Annotated in this window: 15 protein-coding genes and 1 pseudogene; 10 read left to right on the top strand and 6 right to left on the bottom strand. The window is 32.6% G+C overall.

What is annotated here, in order from left to right; all coding sequences use genetic code 11:
- The 5 genes from GCU34_RS13330 to GCU34_RS13690 form a co-directional block, all read right to left on the bottom strand.
- Entirely contained in the window at positions 1–3777 is a 3777-nt protein-coding gene (locus GCU34_RS13330; protein WP_072781162.1) for a PKD-like domain-containing protein, read from the bottom strand.
- Positions 3713–7069, bottom strand: a complete 3357-nt coding sequence (locus GCU34_RS13335; RefSeq protein WP_084656789.1) for a PKD domain-containing protein — start codon at positions 7067–7069, stop codon at positions 3713–3715. Before GCU34_RS13335 ends, GCU34_RS13330 begins: the two co-directional genes overlap by 65 nt.
- 117 nt (positions 7070–7186) lie before the next feature.
- On the bottom strand, positions 7187–7402 hold the full coding sequence (locus GCU34_RS13340; RefSeq protein WP_072781157.1) for a hypothetical protein: 216 nt from the start codon (positions 7400–7402) through the stop codon (positions 7187–7189).
- Positions 7403–7412: 10 nt separating this feature from the next.
- Positions 7413–8342 (bottom strand): T9SS type A sorting domain-containing protein, encoded by a 930-nt coding sequence (locus GCU34_RS13345; protein WP_193702247.1) that lies wholly within the window; start codon positions 8340–8342, stop codon positions 7413–7415.
- Positions 8243–10369, bottom strand: a complete 2127-nt coding sequence (locus GCU34_RS13690; protein ID WP_193702248.1) for a hypothetical protein — start codon at positions 10367–10369, stop codon at positions 8243–8245. The genes GCU34_RS13345 and GCU34_RS13690 overlap by 100 nt, the downstream gene beginning before the upstream one ends.
- Before the next feature lie 282 nt (positions 10370–10651).
- Here GCU34_RS13690 and GCU34_RS13350 point away from each other — a divergent pair, with 282 nt between their 5' ends.
- The 7 genes and pseudogenes from GCU34_RS13350 to glmS all read left to right on the top strand — a co-directional run bounded on the left by GCU34_RS13350 (position 10652) and on the right by glmS (position 21783).
- Positions 10652–11254 (top strand): hypothetical protein, encoded by a 603-nt coding sequence (locus GCU34_RS13350; protein ID WP_072781149.1) that lies wholly within the window; start codon positions 10652–10654, stop codon positions 11252–11254.
- A gap of 115 nt (positions 11255–11369) precedes the next feature.
- Positions 11370–12815 (top strand): OmpA family protein, encoded by a 1446-nt coding sequence (locus tag GCU34_RS13355; protein ID WP_084656786.1) that lies wholly within the window; start codon positions 11370–11372, stop codon positions 12813–12815.
- A gap of 115 nt (positions 12816–12930) precedes the next feature.
- The gene (locus tag GCU34_RS13360; RefSeq protein ID WP_152378490.1) at positions 12931–13605 is read left to right on the top strand and encodes a tetratricopeptide repeat protein; all 675 of its coding nucleotides are present in this window, start codon (positions 12931–12933) and stop codon (positions 13603–13605) included.
- Positions 13605–14756, top strand: a complete 1152-nt coding sequence (locus GCU34_RS13365) for a helix-turn-helix transcriptional regulator (RefSeq protein WP_152378491.1) — start codon at positions 13605–13607, stop codon at positions 14754–14756. The genes GCU34_RS13360 and GCU34_RS13365 overlap by 1 nt, the downstream gene beginning before the upstream one ends.
- Positions 14757–14826: 70 nt before the next feature.
- Positions 14827–18564: a hypothetical protein gene (locus tag GCU34_RS13695; protein ID WP_193702249.1), complete on the top strand. Its 3738-nt coding sequence runs from the start codon at positions 14827–14829 to the stop codon at positions 18562–18564.
- Positions 18561–19799 (top strand): T9SS type A sorting domain-containing protein, encoded by a 1239-nt coding sequence (locus GCU34_RS13370; RefSeq protein WP_193702250.1) that lies wholly within the window; start codon positions 18561–18563, stop codon positions 19797–19799. The genes GCU34_RS13695 and GCU34_RS13370 overlap by 4 nt, the downstream gene beginning before the upstream one ends.
- A gap of 137 nt (positions 19800–19936) precedes the next feature.
- Positions 19937–21783, top strand: a pseudogene (gene glmS, locus GCU34_RS13375) (glutamine--fructose-6-phosphate transaminase (isomerizing)).
- Between the two features lie 207 nt (positions 21784–21990).
- On the opposite strand, the gene GCU34_RS13380 reads toward glmS, so the two are convergent.
- Entirely contained in the window at positions 21991–23880 is a 1890-nt protein-coding gene (locus tag GCU34_RS13380) for a polysaccharide biosynthesis protein (RefSeq protein ID WP_084656784.1), read from the bottom strand.
- A gap of 396 nt (positions 23881–24276) precedes the next feature.
- Between GCU34_RS13380 and GCU34_RS13385 the strand changes: the two genes are divergently transcribed.
- The 3 genes from GCU34_RS13385 (at position 24277) to GCU34_RS13395 (ending at position 26500) form a co-directional block, all read left to right on the top strand.
- Entirely contained in the window at positions 24277–24810 is a 534-nt protein-coding gene (locus GCU34_RS13385) for an ArsR family transcriptional regulator (RefSeq protein ID WP_227658689.1), read from the top strand.
- A 139-nt stretch (positions 24811–24949) separates the two neighbouring features.
- Positions 24950–25408 carry a UpxY family transcription antiterminator gene (locus GCU34_RS13390; protein WP_072781141.1) on the top strand — a complete coding sequence of 153 codons (459 nt, stop codon included), beginning with the start codon at positions 24950–24952 and terminating at the stop codon, positions 25406–25408.
- A gap of 123 nt (positions 25409–25531) precedes the next feature.
- On the top strand, positions 25532–26500 hold the full coding sequence (locus GCU34_RS13395; protein WP_072781138.1) for an SDR family oxidoreductase: 969 nt from the start codon (positions 25532–25534) through the stop codon (positions 26498–26500).
- Positions 26501–26512: the final 12 nt, after the last annotated feature.

Genomic DNA, 26512 nt, shown 5'->3' on the forward strand with positions numbered 1-26512 from the left:
TTATTTAAGTAAGACAAAAGCTCCATTTTGTTCAATTTTTTTACCAAAAAATGTACTTGCGCTTAATTTGTAATAATAATTTCCGTTTTCTGCAGGGATATTGTTTATGGTTCCGTTCCATCCCGCTAAATTGTCTCCTTCTTCAAAGAAAATTAAATTTCCCCAACTGTCATAAATGCTCAATTGTAATGATTTTAAACCTTCAAATGCTGGTCCAAAATTATCATTAATAGTATCATTATTCGCTGTAAACCCATTTGGAACAATTAATTTATAGCCTTTTGTAATATTTATTGTTACGGTGTAAGTGTTGCTACATCCTAATTCATATGTTGCAGTCAATGTTACACTATACGTTCCTTCAATTAAATAGGTATGTGTTGGATTTTCTTCATTTGAAAATATTCCATCTCCAAAATCCCAAATGTATCCAATTGGTGTACCTGTTGATAAGTTGGTAAATTGGATTGGGTCTTCTATAGCATAATCTCCCAATGTCGTATATCCAATTGAAGTTTGGCTAAATAATGCGTTACCAATATCTGGATTTGAAATGGTGTAACTGGCCGTATTTGAGCATGAATTTGCATCTGTAACTATTACTGAAATTAATCCATTTTGAGTTGTTGTCATGAATTGGTTAAACTGTCCAGATGGAGTTCCGTTGCTCCAATTGATTTGATAAGGAGGTACACCTCCACTTACAAATGCTTCAAATTCATTACTAACTTCTCCGTTTTCACAATCTACTCTTTGCGATTGGGTTAAATTTACAACAAGGGGTTGAGGTCTAAAAACACTATATTGTCCCACCACACTACAACCTCTTGAATCTGTAACTACAACGGAATAATTACCACTTGTAATATTGATAAGATCTTCTGTTGTTGCTCCATTAGACCAATTATAGCTGTAAGGCGGACTTCCTCCTGACGGAATTAAATTGATACTACCTGAATTGCTAGATGAACAATCTATGTCATTTTGAACAATACCGTTAATTATCAAGACTTGCGGTGCTGTTATGGCAAATGTTCTTTGAATGGTACAACCCATTCCATCGGTAACAACTGCAGTGTATATACCTTCTGATAAGTTGTTTCTAACTAAGCCCGCAGTACTTCCGTCATCCCAAGTTACTGTAACAGGTGCTACTCCTCCAATTAGTCCTAAATCAATACTTCCATCTGTTTCACCAAAACAAGTGATTTGATTTACAACAGGTTGCAACATAAAAACAGGTAAGTCGGTAATTGTAGTTTGTACTAGTTTAACACAACCTTTGGCATCGGTTACCGTTGCTGTGTAAGTTCCTGCTCCTAAGTTATTTAATTGATTACCTGTTGCAAAGTTATTCCAATTGATATTATAAGGAGGTGTTCCCCCGATAATTGATAGTGTTATGCTGGCATCATTTGAACCAAAACAACTTATCTGAGTAGCAGTTGTAGTTGCAATTAATTCAGTAGGTTCAGAAATGACTAAATTAGAAATGGTTTTGGTATTACCATTAGCATCAATGATTTGAATATCATAAATACCTGCACTTAACCCATTAAAAGTAGGAGTTGAACTGTACGAATTTGTAATGGTTTGAATTGCGTTCCCATTGTTATTGACTATAAATGTATAAGGAGGTACAGATTCTTGAGTAATTGAAATTCCTAATGTTCCTGTAGCAGTTCCAAAGCAATCAACATTTATTAGTGCACTATTGTTATTAATTGCTAGTAATTCATCTGGTTGGTTTAAACTAAAGTTTAAAATTATGGGAGTACATATGCCATCATTAATTGTAACCATATAGTCTCCTGCAATTAAATTATATGCATTTTCAGTAACTGCTACATAGCCATTTGGTCCCGTCCAATTGTAACTATAACTACCGGAACCACCAAATATATCTAATTCAATAAATCCATTGTTGCCACCAAACCCACTAATATTATATCCATTATAATTTGAAATAGTACTAGAAGCCGAGAACGATGGATTTACTGTTATCTCATAAGTACTTACAGGACCTGTACAAGAAGATCCTAAATTATCAAATATAGCATATGATTCATACGTTATGGTTAATGGTAAATTTGTATTATTTTGTAAAGTTTGAATTGGGATATTTCCAGTACCATTACTTATTGCCCCTGAAATGCCTGCTGGAATTGTTGTATTCCAAATATAAGTATAATTACCTGGAATAGTTGAGTACAATTCTATAGGCGATGAAGTACTGCCATTACATAACGTTTGATTAGGGATGTTAAATAAAACATCTGGTTTTGGTAAGACTGTAAAATTAAGTGTAAAATTATTTCCTAAACAGCCATTAGTCTCTGGTGTTACTATATACGTTATGGTTTGAGGTGTTGCAGTTGTGTTTGTCAATGTTTGATTTATTTCACTACCCGAACCATTACTTGCGCCTAAAATATTTGAATTTGGTGTAATTATCCAGTTATAATTTGTATTGGATGGTACAATAATAGTAGCATTAGGAACACCATTAGTGGGTGAAAAAATATATGTTTGTTCACTACATAGTAAAATATCTTCGTTGATTAAATTTGGTTTTGGATTAACTGTTACAGAGTAGAAATAAGCTAATCCTTGACACGCATTTAAATCATTAGTGCTTGCATAAGCTTCATAAGTAACAGTAATAGGAACGTTTGTTAAATTTATTAAATTCTGTATTGGGATGCTATCTGTGCCAGATGTTATTACCCCTTCAATACCTGCAGGTTGTGTTGCAGTCCAAGAAAAATTTATATTTGATGATGAACTAGATAAAAGCACTTCTGATGTATTTTCTTGTGAGCAAATGGTTTGATTTGGTAATGAAAACAGGATTTCAGGACTTGGATTAACCGTAATGTTAAATGGAATGCTATTTCCTATGCAACTTATGCCGTTATAAGTGAAAGTTGGTGTGACTGTTATAGTTGCTGTAATTGGGTTTTGAGTTGGATTTAAGGCTGTAAAAGCATTTATATCTCCAGTTCCATTTGTCGATAGGCCAATAGATGGTGTATTGTTCGTCCATTCATAAGTAGTAATTCCTAGCGTATTTAATGTTGAAAATTCAATGATATTAGTGTTTGTTCCATTACAAACTATCTGGTTTATTGGTTGATTTACTTGCGCTAATGGATTAACAGTAATAGTAAAAGTTTCACTATTTCCATTGCAACTGATTCCACTATTAGTAAAAAATGGTGTTACTGTAATCGTTGCTACTATAGGTTCAGATGTGGTATTAGTAGCTATAAAACTTGGTATGTCACCACTTCCATTTGAAGGTAAACCAATATTGGGATTGTCATTAGTCCATTGATACGTTGTAATTCCTGTTAAATTATTTGTTGTAAATTGAATTGGAGTAGTTGACGAATTCTGGCAAACTGTACTATCTGCTATTGGGTTAACTTGAGCGGTTGGATTTATCGTGATTCTAATTTCTTCCGTGTTTCCATTACAACTTATTCCGTTATAGGTATAGGTTGGTGTAACGCTAATAGTTGCAGTTATAGGACTATTCGTGTTATTAATTGCAACAAAACTTGGAATATCGCCACTGCCATTAGCACTTAAACCTATGTTTGGATTGTCATTAGTCCAGTTAAATACGGTGTTTCCAATAGTTGTATTTGTTGAAAATTGTATCGTATTTGTGTTATCACCATTACAAAGTGATTGATCGCTTATTGGGTTAATTTGGATTAGGGTTAACCGTAATAGTAAAAGTTTCACTACTACCATTACATGAAATTCCATTGTTTGTAAAAATAGGTGTAACTGTAATGTTTGCTATAAGTGGGACTATAGTATTGTTTGTAGTTGTAAAATTGATATTTCCATTTCCTGTTGCTGCAAGTCCAATTGCGGGATTGTCATTTGTCCATTCAAATGTATTGGTGCCACCTAGGTTTGTTGTTGTAAAAATAATTGGGGTAATTGCTACATTATTACAATAAGTTGCATCTGAAATTACTTCAACTTGTGCTGTTGGATTCACAGTTATTGTAAAGTTTATACTATCTCCAATACAGCTTATTCCATTATTGGTATATGTTGGTGTTACAGTAATAGTCGCTACTGTTGGGCTATTTGTAGTATTGATTACTGTAAATGGTGCTATAGTTCCAGTTCCACTTGACGCCAATCCAATAGTAGAATTGTTATTTGTCCATTCATAAGTTGTAGTACCATCTACATTTACAGTTGAAAACTCAATTAAAGCTGAGGTGTCTCCATTACAAAACGTTTGATTGTTAATGCTATTTACTTGTGCTTTTGGGTTTACAGTAATAGAAAACGTGATAGGATTTCCATCACAAAATGAAGTGCTTACATTGTTAACAGGGGTTACTGTTATAGTGCTTGTAATTGCACTATTTGATGTGTTATTTGGTGTAAAATTAATATCTCCGGAGCCAGTAGCAGGTAAACCAATGTTAGTATCAGAATTTGTCCAAGTAAAAACATTTGCATTGTTTCCTGTAAAGGTAATAGGCGTTATTGCTGTATTATCACAACTAAAAATATCTACTATAGGATTAACAGTTGGTGTTGGTAATACTGTTATTGTTGTTGTGTCAATTACAGCATCACAAGGTCCTGGTGGATCATTTGTTGTTAAAGTTAATAGTATGTCTCCAATATATCCAGTAGGTGGAGTGTAAGTGCTATTTATGTTATTGATATCTGAAAATAAACCTCCAACTGAATCGCTCCATGTGGCAGAAGCTGCAGCTCCTCCAAAAGCGCCATTTAATAGTATACTTGAATTTTCACATAATGGTTCATAGCTGCCTGCATTTGCTGTTGCTTCTGTATTAAATACGGTGCTAAAAGATGCTGTAATAATGGTACATGGTGCTGTAGGAGCATCAGAAGTTAAAGTAAATGTAATGGTTCCGATGAAGTCTGTTGGTGGAACATACATAGGGTTTAAATCGTTTGCATTTGGGATAAATGTTCCTCCTGATTCAGATGCCGTCCATACTCCTGTAGTTGCGCCACCTGTAATGGTTCCGTTTAATTGTAAAGTTGTATTTACGCAGGTTGCAGCTGATCCTACAGCTGTTACATTTACTTTCGGATTTACTGTAATACTACTGCTGTATGAATTACTACCACATTCATTTGAAATGGTTAAAGTGTAATTATATATACCAGGTGTGTCGAATGTGACAATTGGTGCTGGGTCGTTGTTACTTGATATACTGGTTGGTGGATTTGCTCCAAAGTCCCATAAATAACTCACCGGATTTGTTGCGTAACAATTAAAAACGGTGGGGTTTAAAGTGATTGTTTCGCCTTCGCAAATGGTTTCTGGACTCAAAGAAGTAACAGGTTTCCCAGCAATGGTTATTATTTCTGTTTTTGTGTTAGTAGTGCATAAGGCTCCAGCAGTTGGTATAGCTAAAGATGCGGCTAATGAAATTTCGTAAATTCCTGGTGAATTTAAAGTGATTTCTGGTGTTGGATCTGTAGCGGTTCCATTTGAAAATAGCCAGCCATTGGAATCAAAGCTTGGGCAATTATCTGGATTACTTGGTGTAATGGTCCAATTGTAATTTATTGCATTACCACATCCTGGGACACTTGAATTGTTAGTTGTATTAAGTATAGCAGGCGCACAATTTGAGTTAGTAGCAAAACTGAAATCTGAAGTAACTCTCGGTGTTACACAAATTGTTTGAGAAGTTGTACTTATTCCGCATAAATTAGAGCCTGTGTAAAAGTCAATAGTGTAATTTCCTGGTAATAAAAAAGTAACATTAAGAACATTTGATGCTATGGGCAACCAGGCGCCTGGATTGTTAGGTTGATTATTATTGTAACCAAAATTATTTGGACAAGAAATGTAAGGATTAGCAATTAAAAGTCCTCCACTACTTGTTGCTATTAAACCAGAGGGTCCAGTTATGGTCCAATATTTTCTGTAGGTTTGAGTACAGGTGTAGGTTGGTGGGCCACCAATATTATAACCGCCTTGAGTACTATCGCTTATAGCAACAGTAGTTCCTTCACAAACTATATTTTCACTTGGGATTCTGGTAAAGTTGGCAATAGGAGCTGATTGAATATTAATTGGTCCTACAGCATTCGTACTATTCCCACAGGGATTATTTACGGTAATTGATGCTTGATAGGAATTTGGATATACCGTACTATTGATATTGGATGTAGTGCCGCATGAGCTATCTAAAAACTGATGTGTTATAGTTGCTGGTGGCGGGTGATTAAACGTTACTGGAGGTGTTCCATCATTAACTTGAAAGGTATAAGTGGTGCCTGGTGTGTTTTGTGCCCCAATTAATAAATCATAAGTTACACTTCCCGGGTTGCATAAAGTGGGAATACCAACGGCGCTAATGGTAGCGGTGGGTATGGCTCCTACATATAGATTGTAAGTTCTTGTACTACTACAGGCATTGTCTAGTAGTACCGTATAGGTTAAAGTATAATTTCCAGCAGCAGCATAAAAATGGAAAGTGTCCGATAAATTAGTACCTGTAAAAGTATCAGAAGTTCCATCACCCCAATCAAACACATGTTGGGTGTTGTTGTTGGTTTGGGTTGATTGCGTTGTAAATGAAAACAATCCTCCCGAAATATTGGCATCGTTACTACAGTATGTAAAGTAGCTTTGATTGTTGAAAGTTGTTACGGTCCAGAAATTACCATCTATAAGTTCTAGTACCGGCGAACTTGGGGTACTATTCAATACAACTACATTAACACTAAAAGAAGTTGTATTGTCAATTGTTAATGTAGCAGTATAATTTCCTGCAGTGATATACGTTATTGTATGAGGTCCACTAGTGTTTGCTGTTGTTGTGTTTCCACCGGGAAATGACCAATTGTAAATGGTTGCCCCATTTGTGTTAGTAGAATTATCTGTAAATGTTATGCTCTGCGTGCTGCAAATCGTAACAGTGCCATTAATATCTGCAGGATTTGTAGTAAATGAAGCATTATAGGTGGCACTATATCCTACCATTGAAAACAGTAAGAAGATTAAAATACTAACGTGTTTATAGCTATTTTCTTGGGGCATACCTATAGTTGTTTTTTTAGAAATTACTAAAAGTATTGGCTAGGGAGGCAAAACTTTTCTTAAAATTATAAAAAAAAACGCTACAAAACAAGTTGTAGCGCATTTTTAAATAGAATTTTAATGGAGTTGTTTTTCTTTCTTTTTAATGAAGTATATTGAGGTTAGTATTCCTGTTATTAATAAGGGAATAATAATATTATCAATTGGTGTTTGTAAGGGTTCAGAAGCAGGGTCGCCACTACCACCACCAAAGCCAGGATCATCCTCAAATTGAGAATAAGTCAATGAAGATATTAGTAAAGTAATTAATAGTGCTAAAGTTTTAAATTTCATGATGTGTGTTTTATTCAATTATCAAAGATTTAGTAGTTTTTGAATGGTTTTGAGTGTTATATATTTCCACAAAATAAACACCACTTTTAAAACTACTGGTTAACGGTACTGTAATACTTCCATTTACTACATTGAGATGGTTTTTTTGTATAAGTTGCCCTAAAGCATTATAAATAGTACAATCAAAACTTCCTACCTCATTAGCTTTTGAATGAAACTGAATGGTAAAAGATTCATTTGCAATTACTGGATTAGGGTAAAGCATAAAATCAGTAGCGGTAAATTCAGCATTACTTAATGTAGTATTTTGAAATAAAATTTTAAAACGACTTCCTGTGCTTGCTGTATTTTCTGTTATTTGGTATTCGTATTCAAATACACTACCGTCTAAAGGTATTTCAGTTGTAGTGCCTAAAAATAAATCTTGTAAATAAGCATATCCGTCATATTCAAAATTTTCGGTATATAATTTTAATTTATAATTAGTACCTAAAGTTGCGTTACTAATACGTAACGTTAAAAAATCATTATTTTCAATGGTATTTCTGTGTTCTATAGACAGTAAACTTGTGGCATTAACTAGTGCGATATTTTCCCCTGGGTTGCTTAATTTACTACCATCTGCATTATCCACTTCATTATTACCTCCCATATAAAAAGCAGCCACGCAGCCATCTGCATTTATAAAGTTGTTCTCACTTTGTTTTTCTAACAAAATGCGAAACAATTCATAATTTGTTGTATTCGTTTGATTAGCATTTCTATTTAAAGTAGTATTAGTAACGCCATCCGTTTTATGAGTTTCTTTTATGGTTAAAGAAGAAGTGGCGCTTGTTGCTTTTACAAAAAAAGCTTCTCCTGACTGAAACACGGGACCTGATGCATTATTCGTTTTGAAAATACTTGCAGCATTACTGTAGCCAACCCCTTCTTCCCACATAACATACCCCCGTATGTGGAAACAGTAGGGTCTATAAACCATACTTTATTAATTCCTGAATTCTCAGGTTCAGCTAAAACTTGTACAAAATTTATAGGACTGGCATAGGGGTTTCCAATCATATAGTATTTATTCGTATATATGTTTTCATATGTCTTACTTCCAGTAATTAAATGTCCATAACTTGATATAGTTGTTGATAAGGAACCAGAAACACTAACACCATTAAAATTTTGAGCCTTTAAAAAAGGATGTGTTGCAAATACCAAAAAACCATAATTTTTATCTGAATCAAATAAAAGCTCATTAGTGGTGTCAGTTACATTAGACCAATTTCCGCTAATATTGTTAAATTTTCTGACATTATAACTTGAATTATTTATATTTACAAGACCATTTCCAATACTTCCAATACTATACGTATAAAAAATATCACCAAAGAAATCCTCTTCTTCTTGAACGTTAACCGTTAATGTACCTGTTGGTCCCCATATGTCTATACCTATATTTTGTGTAGTGTATTCTCCATTATTTTGCCAATTCGTTATAATTGTAGAATTATCTCCATTAACAATTCTTAAAGGTGTAGTCAATAAACGCCATTGTCTTTTATTGTTTAATAAATAACGTTCTACATTTATCTTACCCAAAATACTAGTATTTGGTTGCAGCTCAGAAACTCTTGCGGTTTCTGTTATTGTTGATTTTAAAGTGACTAAATTATCTGCGAAGATAATATTTGAACTATTTGGTATATTTAATAGCTTAGTTATTTTTAATTTGCCTAATCCTTGTGTAGAATGTCCAATTAAAGATGTTGATTTATTAATCATAAGTTCTTCTAATTCAACATTATATTCTGATATTATCGTAAAACTTCCAGAAGAATCTAATGTTATTTTTTTGATTGCCCCATTTATAATTTGTATAGTTCCGTTTATTTCGCCTTGAGCTGCAATTTCATCGCCGATAATAGTAGAGCTTGCTTGTTTATAAGTAATAGAATATTTGTTATTAGAATTTTTCAATATTGGATTAGTATTACTATAAAAACGAGCAATTCCGATAATTATATTTGTATTGTCATTTAATAATATTTTACCTAAAGTACTATTCTCATCTGTATTTTGGTTATACCATCTACCTTTAAGTATTTGAAAACTTCCATTTTCAATTATTTCTGATGTTCCATTTGCATAAAATCTACGATCTGAATTTAGTATTAAGTTTTTAAATTTTTTACCAGGAATATTCAATAAGTTTGTAGAACTTAATGCTGTGCCAGTGTTAATCCAATTAAACTCAACAGTTGCATTGCTAAAATCTTGTCCTCTTTGAGCATCAGTATATATAATAGGATCAATATTACTTAAAATAATTTTAGCATCACCTTGCAATGTGTTATCAGTTCTGTAGCCTAATCCCGTAGGTCCAGATCCTCCTGTTTGAATATTAAATACACCATATAAGGTTATGATACCTGAACGATGTCTAATTCTTGATTCATTGAAAGCAACAGGATTCGTGTTAACATGAGTTGTAGAAACCATGTTCCCGTTGATAATAAAATTAGTTAAATCATCTACATAAAGGGTTGTTAACCTTGTATTTGTTGGGAACGAATTAACTAAAGTAGCATTTCCTACAATTAGATTTTGAATTTCTAATTCTCCTAAACCTGCAATGAAAGAATCGTTGTTGTAATTATTTGTAGGTTTTACTAAAATGTTACCGCTAACGGTTAACTTTTTTCCAAGTGTTATTTCCAATTTTGAAATTCCTCCATTACCTCCATAAAATTCAATTTGTTCACAACTTACATTGCTATTAACAGTGATAGTGTGATTTTGAATTTTTACGATATCTCCAGTTGTAGGGATGCCGCTTGGAAACCATGTAGAAGAATCTTCCCAGTTACCAGTGGCTACACTTGTGTATTCTGTTGCATTGGAAAAGTAAAATGAAGTCAATACAACGAATAAAATAATTGACTTTATGAATTTTGTAAACGAGTAATTTGTTTTCATAAATGAATAGATTAATGAACGCAACAAATATAATCTAAATTATTGAATAACAAAACTTATTTTATTGTTGAATTTGGTTTGTTGTTTGTGGTTTAGGGTTTATGGTTTGTTGTTTATGGTTGAGATGTGTATGTGTAGTTTGTGTAATAAATGTTAATTTTTTTTAATAAGTGTATTTTCAAGTTTATTTAAATTAAACATATTTTTCTTGTAAATTTTGTGTTTAATGTAATTGGTAATTAAAATTAGTTTAACTTTGTTGTAATAGCACATTAATTAAATATGAATTTTACTAAATTTACACTTGTAATTTTTATTTTATGTGTCAATGTAGTTAAATCGCAAGATTTTGTTACTGATACTACCGCATTACCTTACTTACAAAAAGCCGAGTTTTCTTTATTAAGCTTGGGGGTTAATTATGAATTTCCGATATCTAAAGCATTGTCTTTGGATTCGGGGCTCGGCTTTTCTTCTGGGGCACATTTGCCTAAGGATGAAGTTAGATTTCAAAAGAATTTGTTAAATCCCACCTTCTATTTGAAAACGGAATTGAAATATTATTACAACCGTTATGTTCGTGTGGCTAAAAAATTACCCACACGTAATGGAGAGGGTAGTTATTTTGCACTTCAAAATAAATTTCTCACACAACGTTTGTTTGACCAAAAAACTCCTCTAAGTAATATGATGTTATATGAAGTGCATTGGGGGATCCAACGTAATTTATACCCCAACCTTTTATTTAATGCACATGTAGGATTAGGGCATGCATCTGATTTTACAACGAAAGGTACTTCTTTTTATTCAGCTATTGGACTTAAAGTATCCTATGTTTTTTCAAGTAAGAAAATTACGAGAGATTCTTTTGAGAGGTTTTGGTGATGGGTGATGGGTGATGGTTAAGAAAAAGTTCTTTTTTGTTTAATTTTTAATAAGTTGTTAACCATATTAAAAAAAATATTAATTTTGCTAACTATAAAAAAATAATATCATTCTTATGAATTTGTTAAAAAAGTATTTTGTTTTTGCTTTTCTTTTTGTTTTGACTGCTGGATTATCGCAAGAAAAAAGAGATTCAGATAAAAAAGAGCCTGTTGAAAAGGATGCTAAAAATAAAAGGGTTGATAAAAGTGATTCTGAAAAAAGAGATTCTGTTTACATTCCAAATAAGGTAATTAACAAGACGGTTTCTGATACGGTGCATCCTAAAGATCGTGAAAAAAACTACAATCGCTGGTCAGTTAATTTAAATGTGGGTACTAATATAGGTATTCGTCCTTTTACGGATGGCTATTACGCTACTACTCCTAATTATTTTACCAAACCGGAGTTCAATCATTTTGATTTGAATGTTCGTAGAATGTTCAATACCAAGTTTGGGGTAATGTGGGATTTTGGATATGATAACTTTAATGCTGATTCGGGAAGTCCTGATTTTAGTAACAATATGTATCGTACCAGTTTTCAAGGGGTGATGAATATTCATCGTGCCTTTAATTGGGAAGAATTTACGGAAACTTTTGGTTTGCAAATACATTTAGGTCCCGGTTTTTCATTTTTAGAAGGGCCAGGTACTTCGACTTTTAATAATTATGATAATATATTCAGTTTTTTGGCGGGAGCTACAGCAATGATTAAAGTTTCCGATCGTTTAGCTTTTAATTTAGATTATACGATGACAACTAATTATACGCATCATTTGGCTTTAGATGGTATGTCGCAAGTAGATCCAAGTTTAAGTAGAACCGGTTTGGTACATTCAACAACTTTAGGGTTAACTTTATATTTAGGAAGAAAAGAACGTCATGCCGATTGGTATTGGGAAAATTTATATGTTAAAGACGAATATCAAGATTTGTTAGCGCGAGTTGAAGAACTCGAAACAATGATGAATGATACCGATAGAGATGGAGTGCCTGATTATTTAGATGCAGAAAATAACACTATAGCAGGTGTTGCTGTAGATACCAAAGGTCGTGCTATTGATTTAAATAATAATGGGGTGCCAGACGAGTTAGAGCGTTATATCAATAATAAGTATGGCGATATGCAAACGGTAATTAATAATATGGCTTCAGGGGAGTATTCAAGTGCTCAAATGAAACAAATGATTAATGGTCAGTATGTGAATGTATTTTTCGATTTTGATGAAACTAGAATTACAACGGGTACTATCTCGGCAATTAATTTCTTAATTAAGTATTTAAATGCAAATCCAGATTCAAAAGCTGAGGTTATTGGATATGCTGATGAAATGGGGGATGCAAATTATAATATAGCTCTCTCTAGAAAAAGAGCGCAACGTGTTATGGAGATGATTGTTCGTTCTGGAATTGATCCTAATCGTTTGAAATTAGTGGTTAAAGGAGAAGATAATTCAGTACCTAAAGATTCTAAGTTAGCAAGACAATTAGTAAGACGAGTTGCCTTTAAAGTTGATTAATTAATAAAATAAAGTCTTATAAGGCCTGTAAGTTGATTACAGGTCTTTTTTTTGTGCTATTTTTGTACTAATTGAAATATTTTTCTAATTTCAATGTGTTACTTTCTTCAATACTATGAAAAAAAATATTATTTTACTTTTTTTATTATTTGCAATTTTATCTTGGAGTCAATCTAGAAAAGCTTATGATCGCTTATTTCATTCCTTTTCAAAAGTTCAGTTTTCAAACCCCGAACTTTCAAAACAATATTTAGATTCCATATTGGTATTGCCAAAACTACCCGATAGTCTCGTAAGCAAAACCCAAAATGATATAGGAATTTATCATGCTTTGGTAGGGGATTATGATAACGCGCTTTTGCATTTTGTTAAAGCGTATAATACTGAATCATCTCATAATAAGCAATCAAAAGCCAATATCTTATGTAATATAGCCAATACACAAAAGTTGTTTGGTAAATTTGATTTGGCTCTTCAAAATTTAGATTTAGCTAAAAAATTATATACTGCTTTAGATGATGAAAAAAACATTTTAAAAGTAGAAAGTGAAAAATCGGCTGTTTATTATGCCAAATCGAATTATAATAAAGCACTAGAACTATCAACCGAATTGTTGCCTAAATTAGAAAAATTGGGTGACAGGCGTTTGTATAATATTCAATTGTTACGTCAAGCTAATATTCAATTCAATATTGGGGATTATGAAGGGGCAATAACAAATTATAAATTGGTATTGCCTTTTTTAGTATTAATGAAGCTAACAATTTGCAAAACAAGTATGTGGCATTAATGAATATAGGAGAAAGTTATGCCGAATTAAATCGTAAAGAAGCTATAGGTTATTTCAATCAATCTTTGAAAGGGTTTCGTGAAATTACAGACAAAAGAAATGAACATTTTTGTTTGAGTCGTATTGGAAAATATTATTATAGAAATGGAAATTTTAGAAATGCTTTATCCTATCTAAAAACATCATTTGATTATTTATATACAAATCTACCTCATTTATCTTTAGAGGTCTATACGTATTATGTTGGTTGTCACTTACAATTAAACAATTATACTGCTTTAAACGAGATTTTAAAATATAACACTTCCGAGATGTTAGTGGAAGCAAATTCACAAGAAAAAATATTTTATTTTGAAACCTTAGCTCTGTATTATGATAAAGTTGGAGATGCCAAGAATCATTTTGATGTACTCAAAAAAATCCAAAAATTGTATCACGACCGAGATAAAAACAATTCATTTGAGGCTTTACAAAAAAAATTAAACCTGTATGAATTAAATACCACCATCGATAAAAATAAAAATTTAGAATTACAAGTTTCCAATTTAAAGCTACAAAATGCAGTGGTGTTGGTTTCAATATTACTATTAGTTTTGTTGATTGTGTTTTTAATAGATAAACAAAGAAAGAAAAACAAAATACAGCAATTAATTTTAGCACAATTAGAACAAGAAAAGATGTTACATGAAAAACGGGCTAAATTAAAAGAAGTTGAATTGCAATACAAAACCGAAATAACGCAAACCAAAGAACGAGAATTAACCGCGTTACAATTAAAAATTCATCAAGTAAAAGAAAAAATTTTGGACTATTTATCTGTTAATGAATTTCAATTGGATAAAAAGATTTTGTCTAAAATTACCAAACAAATAGTTCGTCATTTTGACAACGATGATTATTGGAAAGAATTTCAGTTAAAGTTTGCTAATATGCATCCTGATTTTATTGCTACTATAAAATCAAAGTATCCTAATTTAACCAAAAAAGATATTGATTTTTTAATTTTAATCAAATTAAATTTAAGTAATAAAGAAATGGCAACCTTAATTAATATCTCTTATGAAAGTGTTATTAGTAAGCGATATTTACTTCGTAAGAAAATGAGCTTTTCTTCTGATAATGAATTAGTTGAATTTTTACATATCATGTAAAATCTATATTTTTTCTATATAGTAAAACAAAGCAATATATTATATTTGCACAAATTTTAATTTTTAAATTATGAAAAATTTATTACAATTAACTTACTTTAAGAAAGTTTTCTTTTCCATTTCCTTTCTTTTCTTGGCGTTTGTGGGTTTTTCTCAAACATCAACTTTTTATGATTTTAATACTCCAGGTGATTTATCAGAGTTTTTTACAAGAGGGAACACAAACACAACTAATATCACACAATCTACAAATACAGGTTTAGGCTCAACAGGTGCTGTTAATATTGGTAATGCATCAGCATATGAAGTTTACACTACTAAACAAGGGTATTCTAATGGAGGTATAGGTTCGGTATATGAATTTTCTACTTTTATTAAAAGTGAATATAATTCAGGATATAGTGCTATTGGATTTACATCTGTTTCGGCTCAACCTCATGCTAATAGTGGTAATCCAGCAGTTTGTTTGGGTGTTTCTGTACACGGAGGTGGGTTTATTTTTTACAATAATTCTACAGCAGATTATGGTGATTGGCAATATGGAGGTGTTGTAAATGCGAGCATTTTTGACTTGTTAAACTATGGTTCGCCAGATAAATGGTATAAAATAGTATTAAAAATTACAGCTCAAGCTAACAGTGCTTATCATTTGCGATTAGAAATTTGGCCTTCTGATGCATCAGGTAATTTACTTTACGGTAGTGCTTCTGCTGTACAAGAGCGTACTTTTACCAACACTTCAATCGCAAATTCATCTGTATTGTATTCTTATTTCGGATTTGGTGGGTATAGAGTTTCTAATTTCGATAATTACAGTATGAATTTACAAGGATCTACTGTTATTGAACAAGGAGCTCCAGTAGTTGTAAATGGTACAGCTGTATTAAGTCCAGTTTTAAATAATTCAATTGATATTGAAGGTAGTGTAACAGATGACAGACAGGATCCCGTAACTGAAAGAGGTTTTGTTTGGAACACAACGGGTAATCCAACCATCAATGATCAAAAAATAGTTTATGGTAGTGGCCAAGGAAACTTCACAGGAACAATTAATAATTTAGCATCGGGTACCTATTACCTAAGAGCTTTTGCTACCAATTCAGCTGGTTCAAGTTATGGTAATGAACAAACAGTTATTGTGCCTACACAACCAAGTACCATCTCTGTAGTTGAATCTATTAATGATTTTGTAAAAACTTGTGCTTCTTTACCTTCAGAGTCTCAAACTTTTTCAGTTTCAGGTTCTAACTTGTCATCTGCCATTGAGATAGGTTCTGTAACTGGTCTTGAATATTCATTAAACGGTACAACATATCAAAATACATTAACTTTAAACCCTGTTTCTGGATCGGTTGCTGCTACAACAGTTTATGTACGTATGACAGCTACTCAAATAAGTGGATTCACGGATTATATTTCAATTAGCGCAACAGGAGCATTAGGTTATTCTATTGCTGCTAATGGAACTTACACGGCTTCATTCTCTGTTGATACACAGCCAACTGTTGTAAATAGTCAGGTTTGTAAGGATACATCTTCAGAGACCATTAGTTTTACAACTATTGGAAGTGATTTTTCTATTCAGTGGTACAGCAATACTACAAATAGTTACACAGGAGCTACTTTAATTTCAGGAGCTACTAGTAATTCATTATCCTTACCAACTAATATCGTTGGTACAAAATATTATTTTGCAAAATTAACTGCAAATTCGGGATCTTGTAATGTAGATACTCAAGTGGTGTCTCAAACGGTAATACAAAATATTAGTAATATCGGTTGGATTTCAGGAACAATAGATTTAGCATCAGATGCTACTACAACTACTTATACCATTCCTGTAGTTAGTGGTGCTACGAGTTATGTTTGGAACTTACCTTCGGGTATGACCAGACAGTCACAAACAGGTAATTCTATCACAGTTGCCATTGCAGAGTCTTTTACAAGTGGAACTGTATCGGTTTATGCACAAAATGATTGTGGAGTAACAGCTACACGTTCGTTTTATTCTACCAAGTTAACAGGAGGAATTTCTTTTAGTGTAAGTGGAGCTCCAGTTATTTGTACAAATGCAACGGCCACCTATACAGCTACAACTATAGCTAACGGAGTTTATTCTTGGACAGTTCCTGCAGGAATGACTATAGTATCAGGGCAAGGAACAAATGAAATTTCGGTTTCAACTGATGCAAGTTTTTCTTCAGGAAATATAAAAGCCACTTGTGCAACGTCACAATATACTTATCAAAGTAATTATGCTGTTTCTGGAGTTGCTTTACCATCTGCTATTACAGGACCTTCTAATTTATGTGGATTAACAACAGCTACTTATTCTGTTACAAATGTACCAGGTACAACGTATATATGGAGTTTACCAGAAGGTATGGTTGTTTCAGGGGCAAACAATACATCCTCAATAAACGTAACTATCTCAGGAAGTGTAAGCGGCACAATATCTGTTCAAGCACAAAACAGTTGTGGGTTAAGTACTCCTAGATATTTAGCTGTAAATTCAGCACCAATTGTTGGTGGAATTAATGGGGTAAATCGTGTCTGTGGAGCGGTACAAGTTACATTAGATAATCAGGGGAATGTGGTTTCAAATTCGGCATTAAATAGTTATACTTACAGTGTTGCTGCTGTTGCTGGGGCTGATTCTTATTTGTGGACGGTTCCAACGGGTGCTACTATAGAAAGTGGACAAGGTACTAATAGCATAACGATAAGTTATGATTTGGTTAGTTTCGAATCGGGTAATATTACGGTTCAAGCAGTAAATTCAAGTTGTGGTTCTGGCCCAATTCGTAGTTTAACTGTAAGCGCTGTTACAGGTGCTATTTCGGGTCCAACAAATTTGTGTGGCCTTACAAGTGTTTCATATAGTGTTCCATCGGATATAGGTACTGATTTTGTATGGACATTACCCGAAGGGATGAGTGTTTCCAATGGTGCTGGTACTTCTTCTATTTCTGTTTTAGTAGCGCATCCAGTAAATAATAGTATTCCTGTAAGCGTTCAATTTGCTACAGCCTGTGGTGGAACAAGAACTTTATCATTAGGGGTTAGTTGTTCTGATTATACGAATCTTATTCCATCTTATTGTAATTCAAGTTCAGTGAGTCCATCTCAATGGGTAGATGCTCAGTCTATTTCTGGAGCTACAGGATATAAATTTAATATTTACACATCTACAGGTGTTTTTATTACAGCTATTGAAAGGTCTACTTACTTTTTCAGGTTTTCACAGATGAATTTCACTTATGGAGCCACATATCAAGTAGGGGTTCAGGTGAAACAAGGCGAAGTATATGGCGCAGAGGGGTCTAGATGTAATATTACCTTAAGTCAGCTACCGACAACAACACTAGTAAGTGCTATGTGTAATTCAAGTTCAGTGAGTCCATCTCAATGGGTAGATGCTCAGTCTATTTCTGGAGCTACAGGATATAAATTTAATATTTACACATCTACAGGTGTTTTTATTACAGCTATTGAAAGGTCTACTTACTTTTTCAGGTTTTCACAGATGAATTTCACTTATGGAGCCACATATCAAGTAGGGGTTCAGGTTAAGCAAGGCGAAGTATATGGCGCAGAGGGGTCTAGATGTAATATTACCTTAAGTCAGCTACCGACAACAACACTAGTAAGTGCTATGTGTAATTCAAGTTCAGTGAGTCCATCACAATGGATAGATGCACAACCTATTTCAGGGCAACAGGATATCGTTTTAATATCTACACATCATCAGGAGAATTTATTACTACTATTGATAGGTCAATTTACTTCTTTAGATTTTCACAAATGAACTTTAGCTATGGAACTACATATCAAGTAGGAGTTCAGGTGAAACAAGGAGAAGTATACGGTAATGAGGGATCGAGATGTAATGTTACATTAAGTGAACTACCAACAACAACACTTGTAACTTCTATGTGTGGATCAACTTCAGTTAGCCCATCACAATGGATAGATGCACAACCTATTTCAGGGGCTACAGGATATCGTTTTAATATCTACACATCATCAGGAGAATTTATTACTACTATTGATAGGTCAATTTACTTCTTTAGATTTTCACAAATGAACTTTAGCTATGGAACTACATATCAAGTAGGAGTTCAGGTGAAACAAGGAGAAGTATACGGTAATGAGGGATCGAGATGTAATGTTACATTAAGTGAACTACCAACAACAACACTTGTAACTTCTATGTGTGGATCAACTTCAGTTAGCCCATCACAATGGATAGATGCACAACCTATTTCAGGGGCTACAGGATATCGATTTAATATCTACACATCATCAGGAGAATTTATTACTGCTATTGATAGGTCAATTTACTTCTTTAGATTTTCACAAATGAACTTTAGCTATGGAACTACATATCAAGTAGGAGTTCAGGCTAAACAAGGATTAGTTTATGGAACTGAAGGATCGAGATGCACCATTACATTAAGTGGTCCGCCAACAACATCAATCGAAAGTGCACAATGTGGAACTAGTATATTATATACTGATGCTATATATGCGGTTTCTGTATCTGACGCTACGGGATATAAATTCAATTTTTACAACCAAGCTGGGACAACGTTAGTTACATCGTTTGAAAGTGCTACGAATTGGTTTAGTTTTTCACAATTAACGGGTTATACATTTGATACAACATATCAAGTTAGAGTACAAGTGATAAGAGGAACAGAATATGGAGTAGAAGGAACAGCTTGTTCAATTACGGTACTTACAGACGCACCAGCACGTGCTTTATCAAATCAAGACGAAATCAAGACAAGTATGGTTTCGGAATTCAAGGCGTATCCAAATCCATTTACTACCACATTTAGCATTACACCAATGGAACGAGAAACGGCAACGTTATTCTATCAAGTGTATGATGTAACCGGAAAAATGATGGAGAGCCGTTCGGTAGAGGCGAATGAAATCACAAACCATACCATTGGAGAACAATATCCAGCAGGAATGTATTTAGTGATAGTACGTCAAGGCGCTAACACACAAACTTTTAAAATGGTTAAGCAATAATTATATTTCATAGTTTTACTCTGAAAACCGTCTCAAATCAATTTGAGGCGGTTTTTTTGTTAAAATAATTATAAAAATTGTAGATTTGTTACTTAATAAGTTGTTATATAGAATTAATAAAATTATACCATATAGTTATGTGTGGAATTGTAGGATATATAGGCAAAAGAGATGCTTATTCTGTAATTATTAAAGGATTACACCGTTTAGAATATAGAGGTTATGATAGTGCAGGTATCGTCTTATATGATGGTAACGAATTAAAATTATCTAAAACTAAAGGTAAGGTATCTGATTTAGAAGCAAAAGCGCAAGAAGAAAATACAACAATTGGTAAAATAGGTATGGGGCATACGCGTTGGGCTACTCATGGTGTGCCTAATGATGTTAATTCGCATCCTCATTTTTCAAACTCTGGAAAATTAGTAATTATTCATAATGGAATTATTGAAAATTACGAACCTTTAAAACAAGAATTAATCAAAAGAGGTTATGCTTTTAAATCGGATACAGATACTGAAGTATTGGTTAACTTGATTGAAGAAGTTAAGAAAAAAGAAAATTGTAAGTTAGGTCATGCGGTTCAAATTGCATTAAACCAAGTTATTGGTGCTTATGCAATTGCAGTAATTGATGTTGAAAAACCTGATGAAATTATAGTAGCACGTTTAGGAAGTCCACTAGCAATTGGAATTGGAGAAGAAGAATTTTTTATTGCTTCTGATGCAACACCTTTTATCGAGTATACGTCAAATGCTATTTATTTAGAAGATGAAGAAATGGCAATTGTGCGTTTACACAAACCATTAAAAGTTAGAAAAATTAAAGACGATTCTTTGGTTGACCCTTATATTCAAGAGCTTCAATTAAACTTGGAGCAAATTGAAAAAGGTGGTTACGATCATTTTATGATGAAAGAAATCTATGAGCAACCAAGTGTAATCAAAGATACTTATAGAGGAAGACTTTTGGCTAATATAGGTATTGTACAAATGTCGGGTGTAGAAGATAATTTGGAAAAATTCTTAAATGCTAAACGAATCTTGGTTGTGGCATGTGGAACTTCATGGCATGCTGGATTGGTAGCCGAATATATTATCGAAGAATTTTCAAGAATTCCTGTTGAAGTAGAATACGCATCTGAATTCCGATATAGAAATCCTATTATTAATAAAGATGATGTGGTAATTGCAATTTCTCAATCTGGTGAAACTGCTGATACTCTTGCCGCTATTAAGTTGGCTAAAGAAAATGGAGCATTTGTATTTGGAGTTTGTAATGTGGTTGGTTCTTCCATTTCTCGTGAAACTCATGCAGGAGCTTATACACACGCTGGACCAGAAATTGGAGTGGCATCAACAAAAGCATTTACTACGCAAATTACAATTCTTACTTTGTTAGCACTTCGTTTGGCTAAAGCTAAAGGAACTTTAAGTAATTCTGATTACCAACGTTATTTGCTTGAATTAGAGTTGATACCTGAAAAAGTTGAAGAAGCATTATTAACAAATGATATTGCTAAAAAATTGCCGAAATTTACAAAGACGCATCGAATTGCTTATATTTAGGTAGAGGATATAATTTCCCAGTAGCTTTAGAAGGAGCTTTGAAATTAAAAGAGATCTCTTATATTCATGCAGAAGGGTATCCAGCAGCAGAAATGAAGCACGGGCCAATTGCTTTAATTGATGAATCTATGCCAGTAATTGTAATTGCTCCAAACAAAGGACATTACGATAAAGTGGTAAGTAATATTCAAGAAATAAAATCAAGAAGCGGAAAAATTATTGCCGTAGTTACTAAAGGAGATACGCAGGTAAAAGCTTTAGCCGACCACGTAATTGAAATTCCAGAAACAAATGAACCATTTACGCCATTATTAACTACAATTCCGTTACAATTATTATCGTATCATATTGCAGTTTTAAGAGGTTGTAATGTTGATCAACCAAGAAATTTAGCAAAATCAGTTACTGTTGAATAAATTTTTTATAAAGAAATCAAAAAAGTATTAGATTTTAAAAACATAATTTCCTATAAAAGAAATGCATAATGTAAGTAATTGCTAGATTTATTTAATTTATGTTTTGTTAATTAAATTTAATTTCTTGAATTTTGATTATTTTTGATACGTTTGTTTCTAAATTGTTATAATAAGTAAGGGATATTAAATCCCATTACTTGTTTTGTTTTAATCTTCAACATTTTCGGGTTGGTATTCTGGTACTAATTTTTTGATAATTGTAATGGTCTCTTTTCTTGTTATTTTTTGAAAATCTTCAAGGGTATTTATGATGTCATCATTTGAAAACTTTCTCTCTTCAGTTTCTTTTGCAATCACAATTTTAGGATGATAAGTTGGTAAAGTTTCGGAGCATTCTGTTAAGACTTCTTCATATAATTTTTCTCCTGGACGTAGTCCTGTAAATTTTATTTCGATGTCTTTTCCGGGTAATTTTCCAGCTAAACGAATCATTTTTTCAGCTAGATCTACAATTTTAATGGATTTACCCATGTCAAATACGTAAATGTTTCCTCCGCTTCCCATCGCTCCAGCTTCAATCACTAATTTGCAGGCTTCAGGTATGGTCATAAAAAAGCGATTTACTTCAGGATGGGTTACTGTTATAGGCCCTCCATTTGCAATCTGTTCTTTAAATAGATGTACAACTGATCCATTTGAGCCTAATACATTTCCAAAGCGTGTAATCATTATTTCCATACTTTTTCCATTTTGACTATGAAATAAATTTTGAGCCAACATTTCTGCAATACGTTTACTTGAACCCATAATGTTTGTTGGATTTACTGCTTTATCAGTCGAAACGAATATAAATTTTTTTGCTCCATGAATTTTGGCTAATTCTAAGCAGTTTAGGGTTCCATATACGTTAACTTTGATGGCTTGTTTATAGTTTTTTTCAAGAACAGGCACGTGTTTGTATGCGGCAGCATGGAAAACAATATCAGGTTTGTGTGTGTCAAACACATGTCCGATTTCTTTCTTATTGGTCACATCTACCAATTCAAAGCAAGAATTACAATTGGACAGATGTTTGTCAAAATGCAATTGTATATCGTGTAGCGGAGTTTCTCCTTGGTCTAAAATTATTATTTTTTTGGGTTGAAATGCTGCTAATTGTTTAGCCAGTTCAGATCCAATCGAACCCGCTCCGCCAGTTACCAAAATCGTTTTATTTTTGAATTGTTCAATTACTTTTGGATTGTCAATATCTATTTTTTTTCTGAATAACAATTCCTCTAAGTTGTATTCTTTTAGATTTGTAGTTTGTGATGCATTGGTTTTTTGTAATAACTCAGGTTTGTATACTTTAATGTTATTTTGAATGCAATCTTCTAGTAGTTTTTTTTCTTCGTTTTCTTCAAGGTACTCTTTTGGTAATATAAGGTTTTTAATTTTTTTGAATCTTAAAAGAGTCACAATATTAGGTGATATTGCTTGTATAGGTATTCCTGAAACTTTTTTACCATGTAAAGAGTTGTTTTGATCAAAAAAGCAAATTAAATTGTATTTACTCGAAATCGAATTTAATGGTTCGATTAAAGCAATATTTTGGCTGTTCACCCCTACAATTGCAATGTTTTCTTTTTCAGATTCTGGGAATTCTTCAAGGTGTAAATAATGGAAAAAAGTCTTTACGATGAGTCTAAAACCTATTAAAGCAAAAAAACCAATGAAAGTGCCGTTGATTAAAATGGAATAAATAAATATATTTTTTCCATACAAGTTTCTACTTATTTCATTGATTGTAACTATAATAACTGTAGATAATAATACTGCTTTAAATATTTTGATAATATCTCTTAGAGAAGAGTACCTTAGAATTCCTTTATAGGTTTTGAAAACAAAAAAAGAAAATAGATATACTGAAAATAAAATGGAGAATCTTCCTAATGGAGAAATATCGGTTACTAAATTAACCCCTAGATTGTTATAAACGAAATAGCTTAATGTTGCTGTAAATGTTATAATAATGAAATCAAAGATTAATATTAACCAAGAAGGTAAGATGTTAATACTTTTTAAAAAATGTAAATAATTTAGTATTTTTTTTTTCATTTTACTATTTCTTTGAGACGACAAATATACTTATATAATAATTATTTGCAAACGCATTTTAAGTTATATTTGCTCTTTTTTTAGTTTTCTTTAAACAATTATGTACTTGAGTTTTTAATGCGCTACATTTTTTTGTTTTTTAGAAAATTAGATTTTTTTGTTTGGAAAAATAATTACAAATTTTCGCAAATTTTAATTTTATTTTCAGCAAAAAAAAGCTACAAAATTCTTGCATTATAATAATTAACCTTTTCCGATTTGAAAAATAAGTAATGAAGCAATTTTCTTATAAAATAGCAGATGGAACATTTTTATAGTGAAAAAATAAAGTGCTTTACTTCTAAACCGTTTTAATTTTATACAATTTTTTGCTTGAAATTTTTATTTTAAAACTAAATGAGTACTTTTGTTACTTATTATACAAATATGTTGCAAGCTATAATTACTTCAAAAACGCGTTTGAGGCTGTTGGTTAAATTTTTTATCAATGTGGCCAATACCGGTTATTTGAGAGGTTTAGCTACTGAAATGCAGGAAAATACGAATGCTATTCGTAAAGAGTTAAATCATCTAAGTGATTCGGGATTTATTATTAGAGAAGAGCTTGATTCTAAGATTATTTACAGGGCAAATGCGGCTCATCCGTTTTTTGAAATTCTACAACAAATGGTTCGTAAATATGTAGGAATTGATGATATAGTGGAACGTATATTTGAACGTATTGGTGCAGTTTCAAAGGTGTATTTGATTGGGGATTATGCTAAAGGATTGGATACTGGTTTAATAGAAATTGTAGTTGTGGGGGATAATTTGGACCAACAATATTTAAATCAAATTGCCACAAAAATTTCAAAAGAAATCGAAAAAACAGTTGTATTGTCGGTTTCAAGATCTTTAGTTACGAATGGTTTGTTGATTTTTGAAGCCTAAATTAATTTTTTACTGTTTAAAACATTATTTTGAGTACTGTTACTAAGTTGTAAGTTTTGGTTGTTGGTATTGATTTTGATTTTATAATAAATTTTCGATATACGTTGTCATTATTAATCTAAAAGGTATTTAAATAGTAGTGAATTGGTTTGCATTATATACAAAACCTCGAAATGAGAAAAAAGTAGCTGAGCAATTGGAAAAACTAGGGGTAGAAGTGTATTGCCCTATTGTAGCTGTTGTTAAGCAGTGGAGCGATAGAAAAAAAACAATCCAACAACCGCTTTTTAATTCCTATGTTTTTGTACGATTAGAAGAAAAAGAACGCGATAAGGTGTTTCAAGTACCAGGAGTAGTAAGGTATCTTTTTTGGTTGGGTAAACCCGCCATTGTACGTGACCAAGAGGTTAAAAATATTAAAGAACTCTTATTAGAAAGTTATAAAGAAGTCGTGGTCACAGGATTAGTACCAGGTAGCAAAGTAACTTTAGACGAAGGGGTTTTTAAAGGCCAAACGGCAACCTATATTGAAAAAAAAGGGAACAAAACAATTTTGGTTTTGGATAGTTTAGGAATGACCTTGATATTGGAGCGATAGGGGTGATGGGTGATAGGTGATGGGTGATAGTTAATGGGTGATGGGTGATGGGTGTGGTTTTACTATTATTAAATTTAAAACAACAAACAATAAACAATAAACAACAAACAACAAACAAATAATATGAGTACATTATTAATTACAGGAGGCGCTGGATTTATCGGTTCCAATTTATGTGAATATTTTTTATATAAAGGACATCATGTTATTTGTTTGGATAATTTTGCGACGGGACATCGCCACAATATTGCTCCTTTTTTAGAAAATCCTAATTTTAAATTAATAGAGGGAGATATCAGATCTTTTGATGATTGTAATTTAGCAGTTCAAGGAGTGGATTATGTGTTGCATCAAGCCGCTCTTGGGTCGGTGCCTCGTTCTATAAAAGATCCCATTACTTCTAATGATGTTAATGTTTCGGGATTTTTAAATATGTTGGTTGCGTCTAGAGATGCTGGGGTAAAACGTTTTATTTATGCTGCCAGTTCCTCTACTTATGGTGATTCTGAAAGTTTGCCAAAGGTAGAAGATGTTATTGGGAAACCATTGTCTCCTTATGCGATTACCAAATATGTAAACGAATTATATGCGGATATTTTCAGTAAGACATATGGGTTAGAAACTATCGGATTGCGTTATTTTAATGTTTTTGGACGTCGTCAAGATCCAAACGGAGCTTATGCAGCTGTAATTCCTTTGTTTGTGAAGCAATTTATGAATCACGAATCTCCAATTATCAATGGGGATGGTAATTATTCTAGAGATTTTACCTATGTAGACAACGTGATTCAAATGAATGAGTTAGCCATGAATACAACTAATCCAAATGCAATCAATACGGTTTATAATACTGCTGTTGGCGATCGAACAACTTTAAATGATTTGGTACATTATTTAAAAGAATACTTAAGTGCTTATGATACTGCTATTGCTCAAGTTGAAGTGGTTCATGGTCCAAATCGATTAGGTGATATTCCACACTCTTTGGCTTCAGTTGAAAAAGCAAAATCACTTTTAGGATATAGGCCCACTCATACAATAGGTCAAGGATTAAAAGAAGCTGTGGCTTGGTATTGGGAGCATTTGAAGTGATGGAAGTTGGGA

It is taken from the genome of Flavobacterium haoranii, assembly GCF_009363055.1.
GTDB classification, from domain to species: Bacteria; Bacteroidota; Bacteroidia; order Flavobacteriales; family Flavobacteriaceae; genus Flavobacterium; species Flavobacterium haoranii.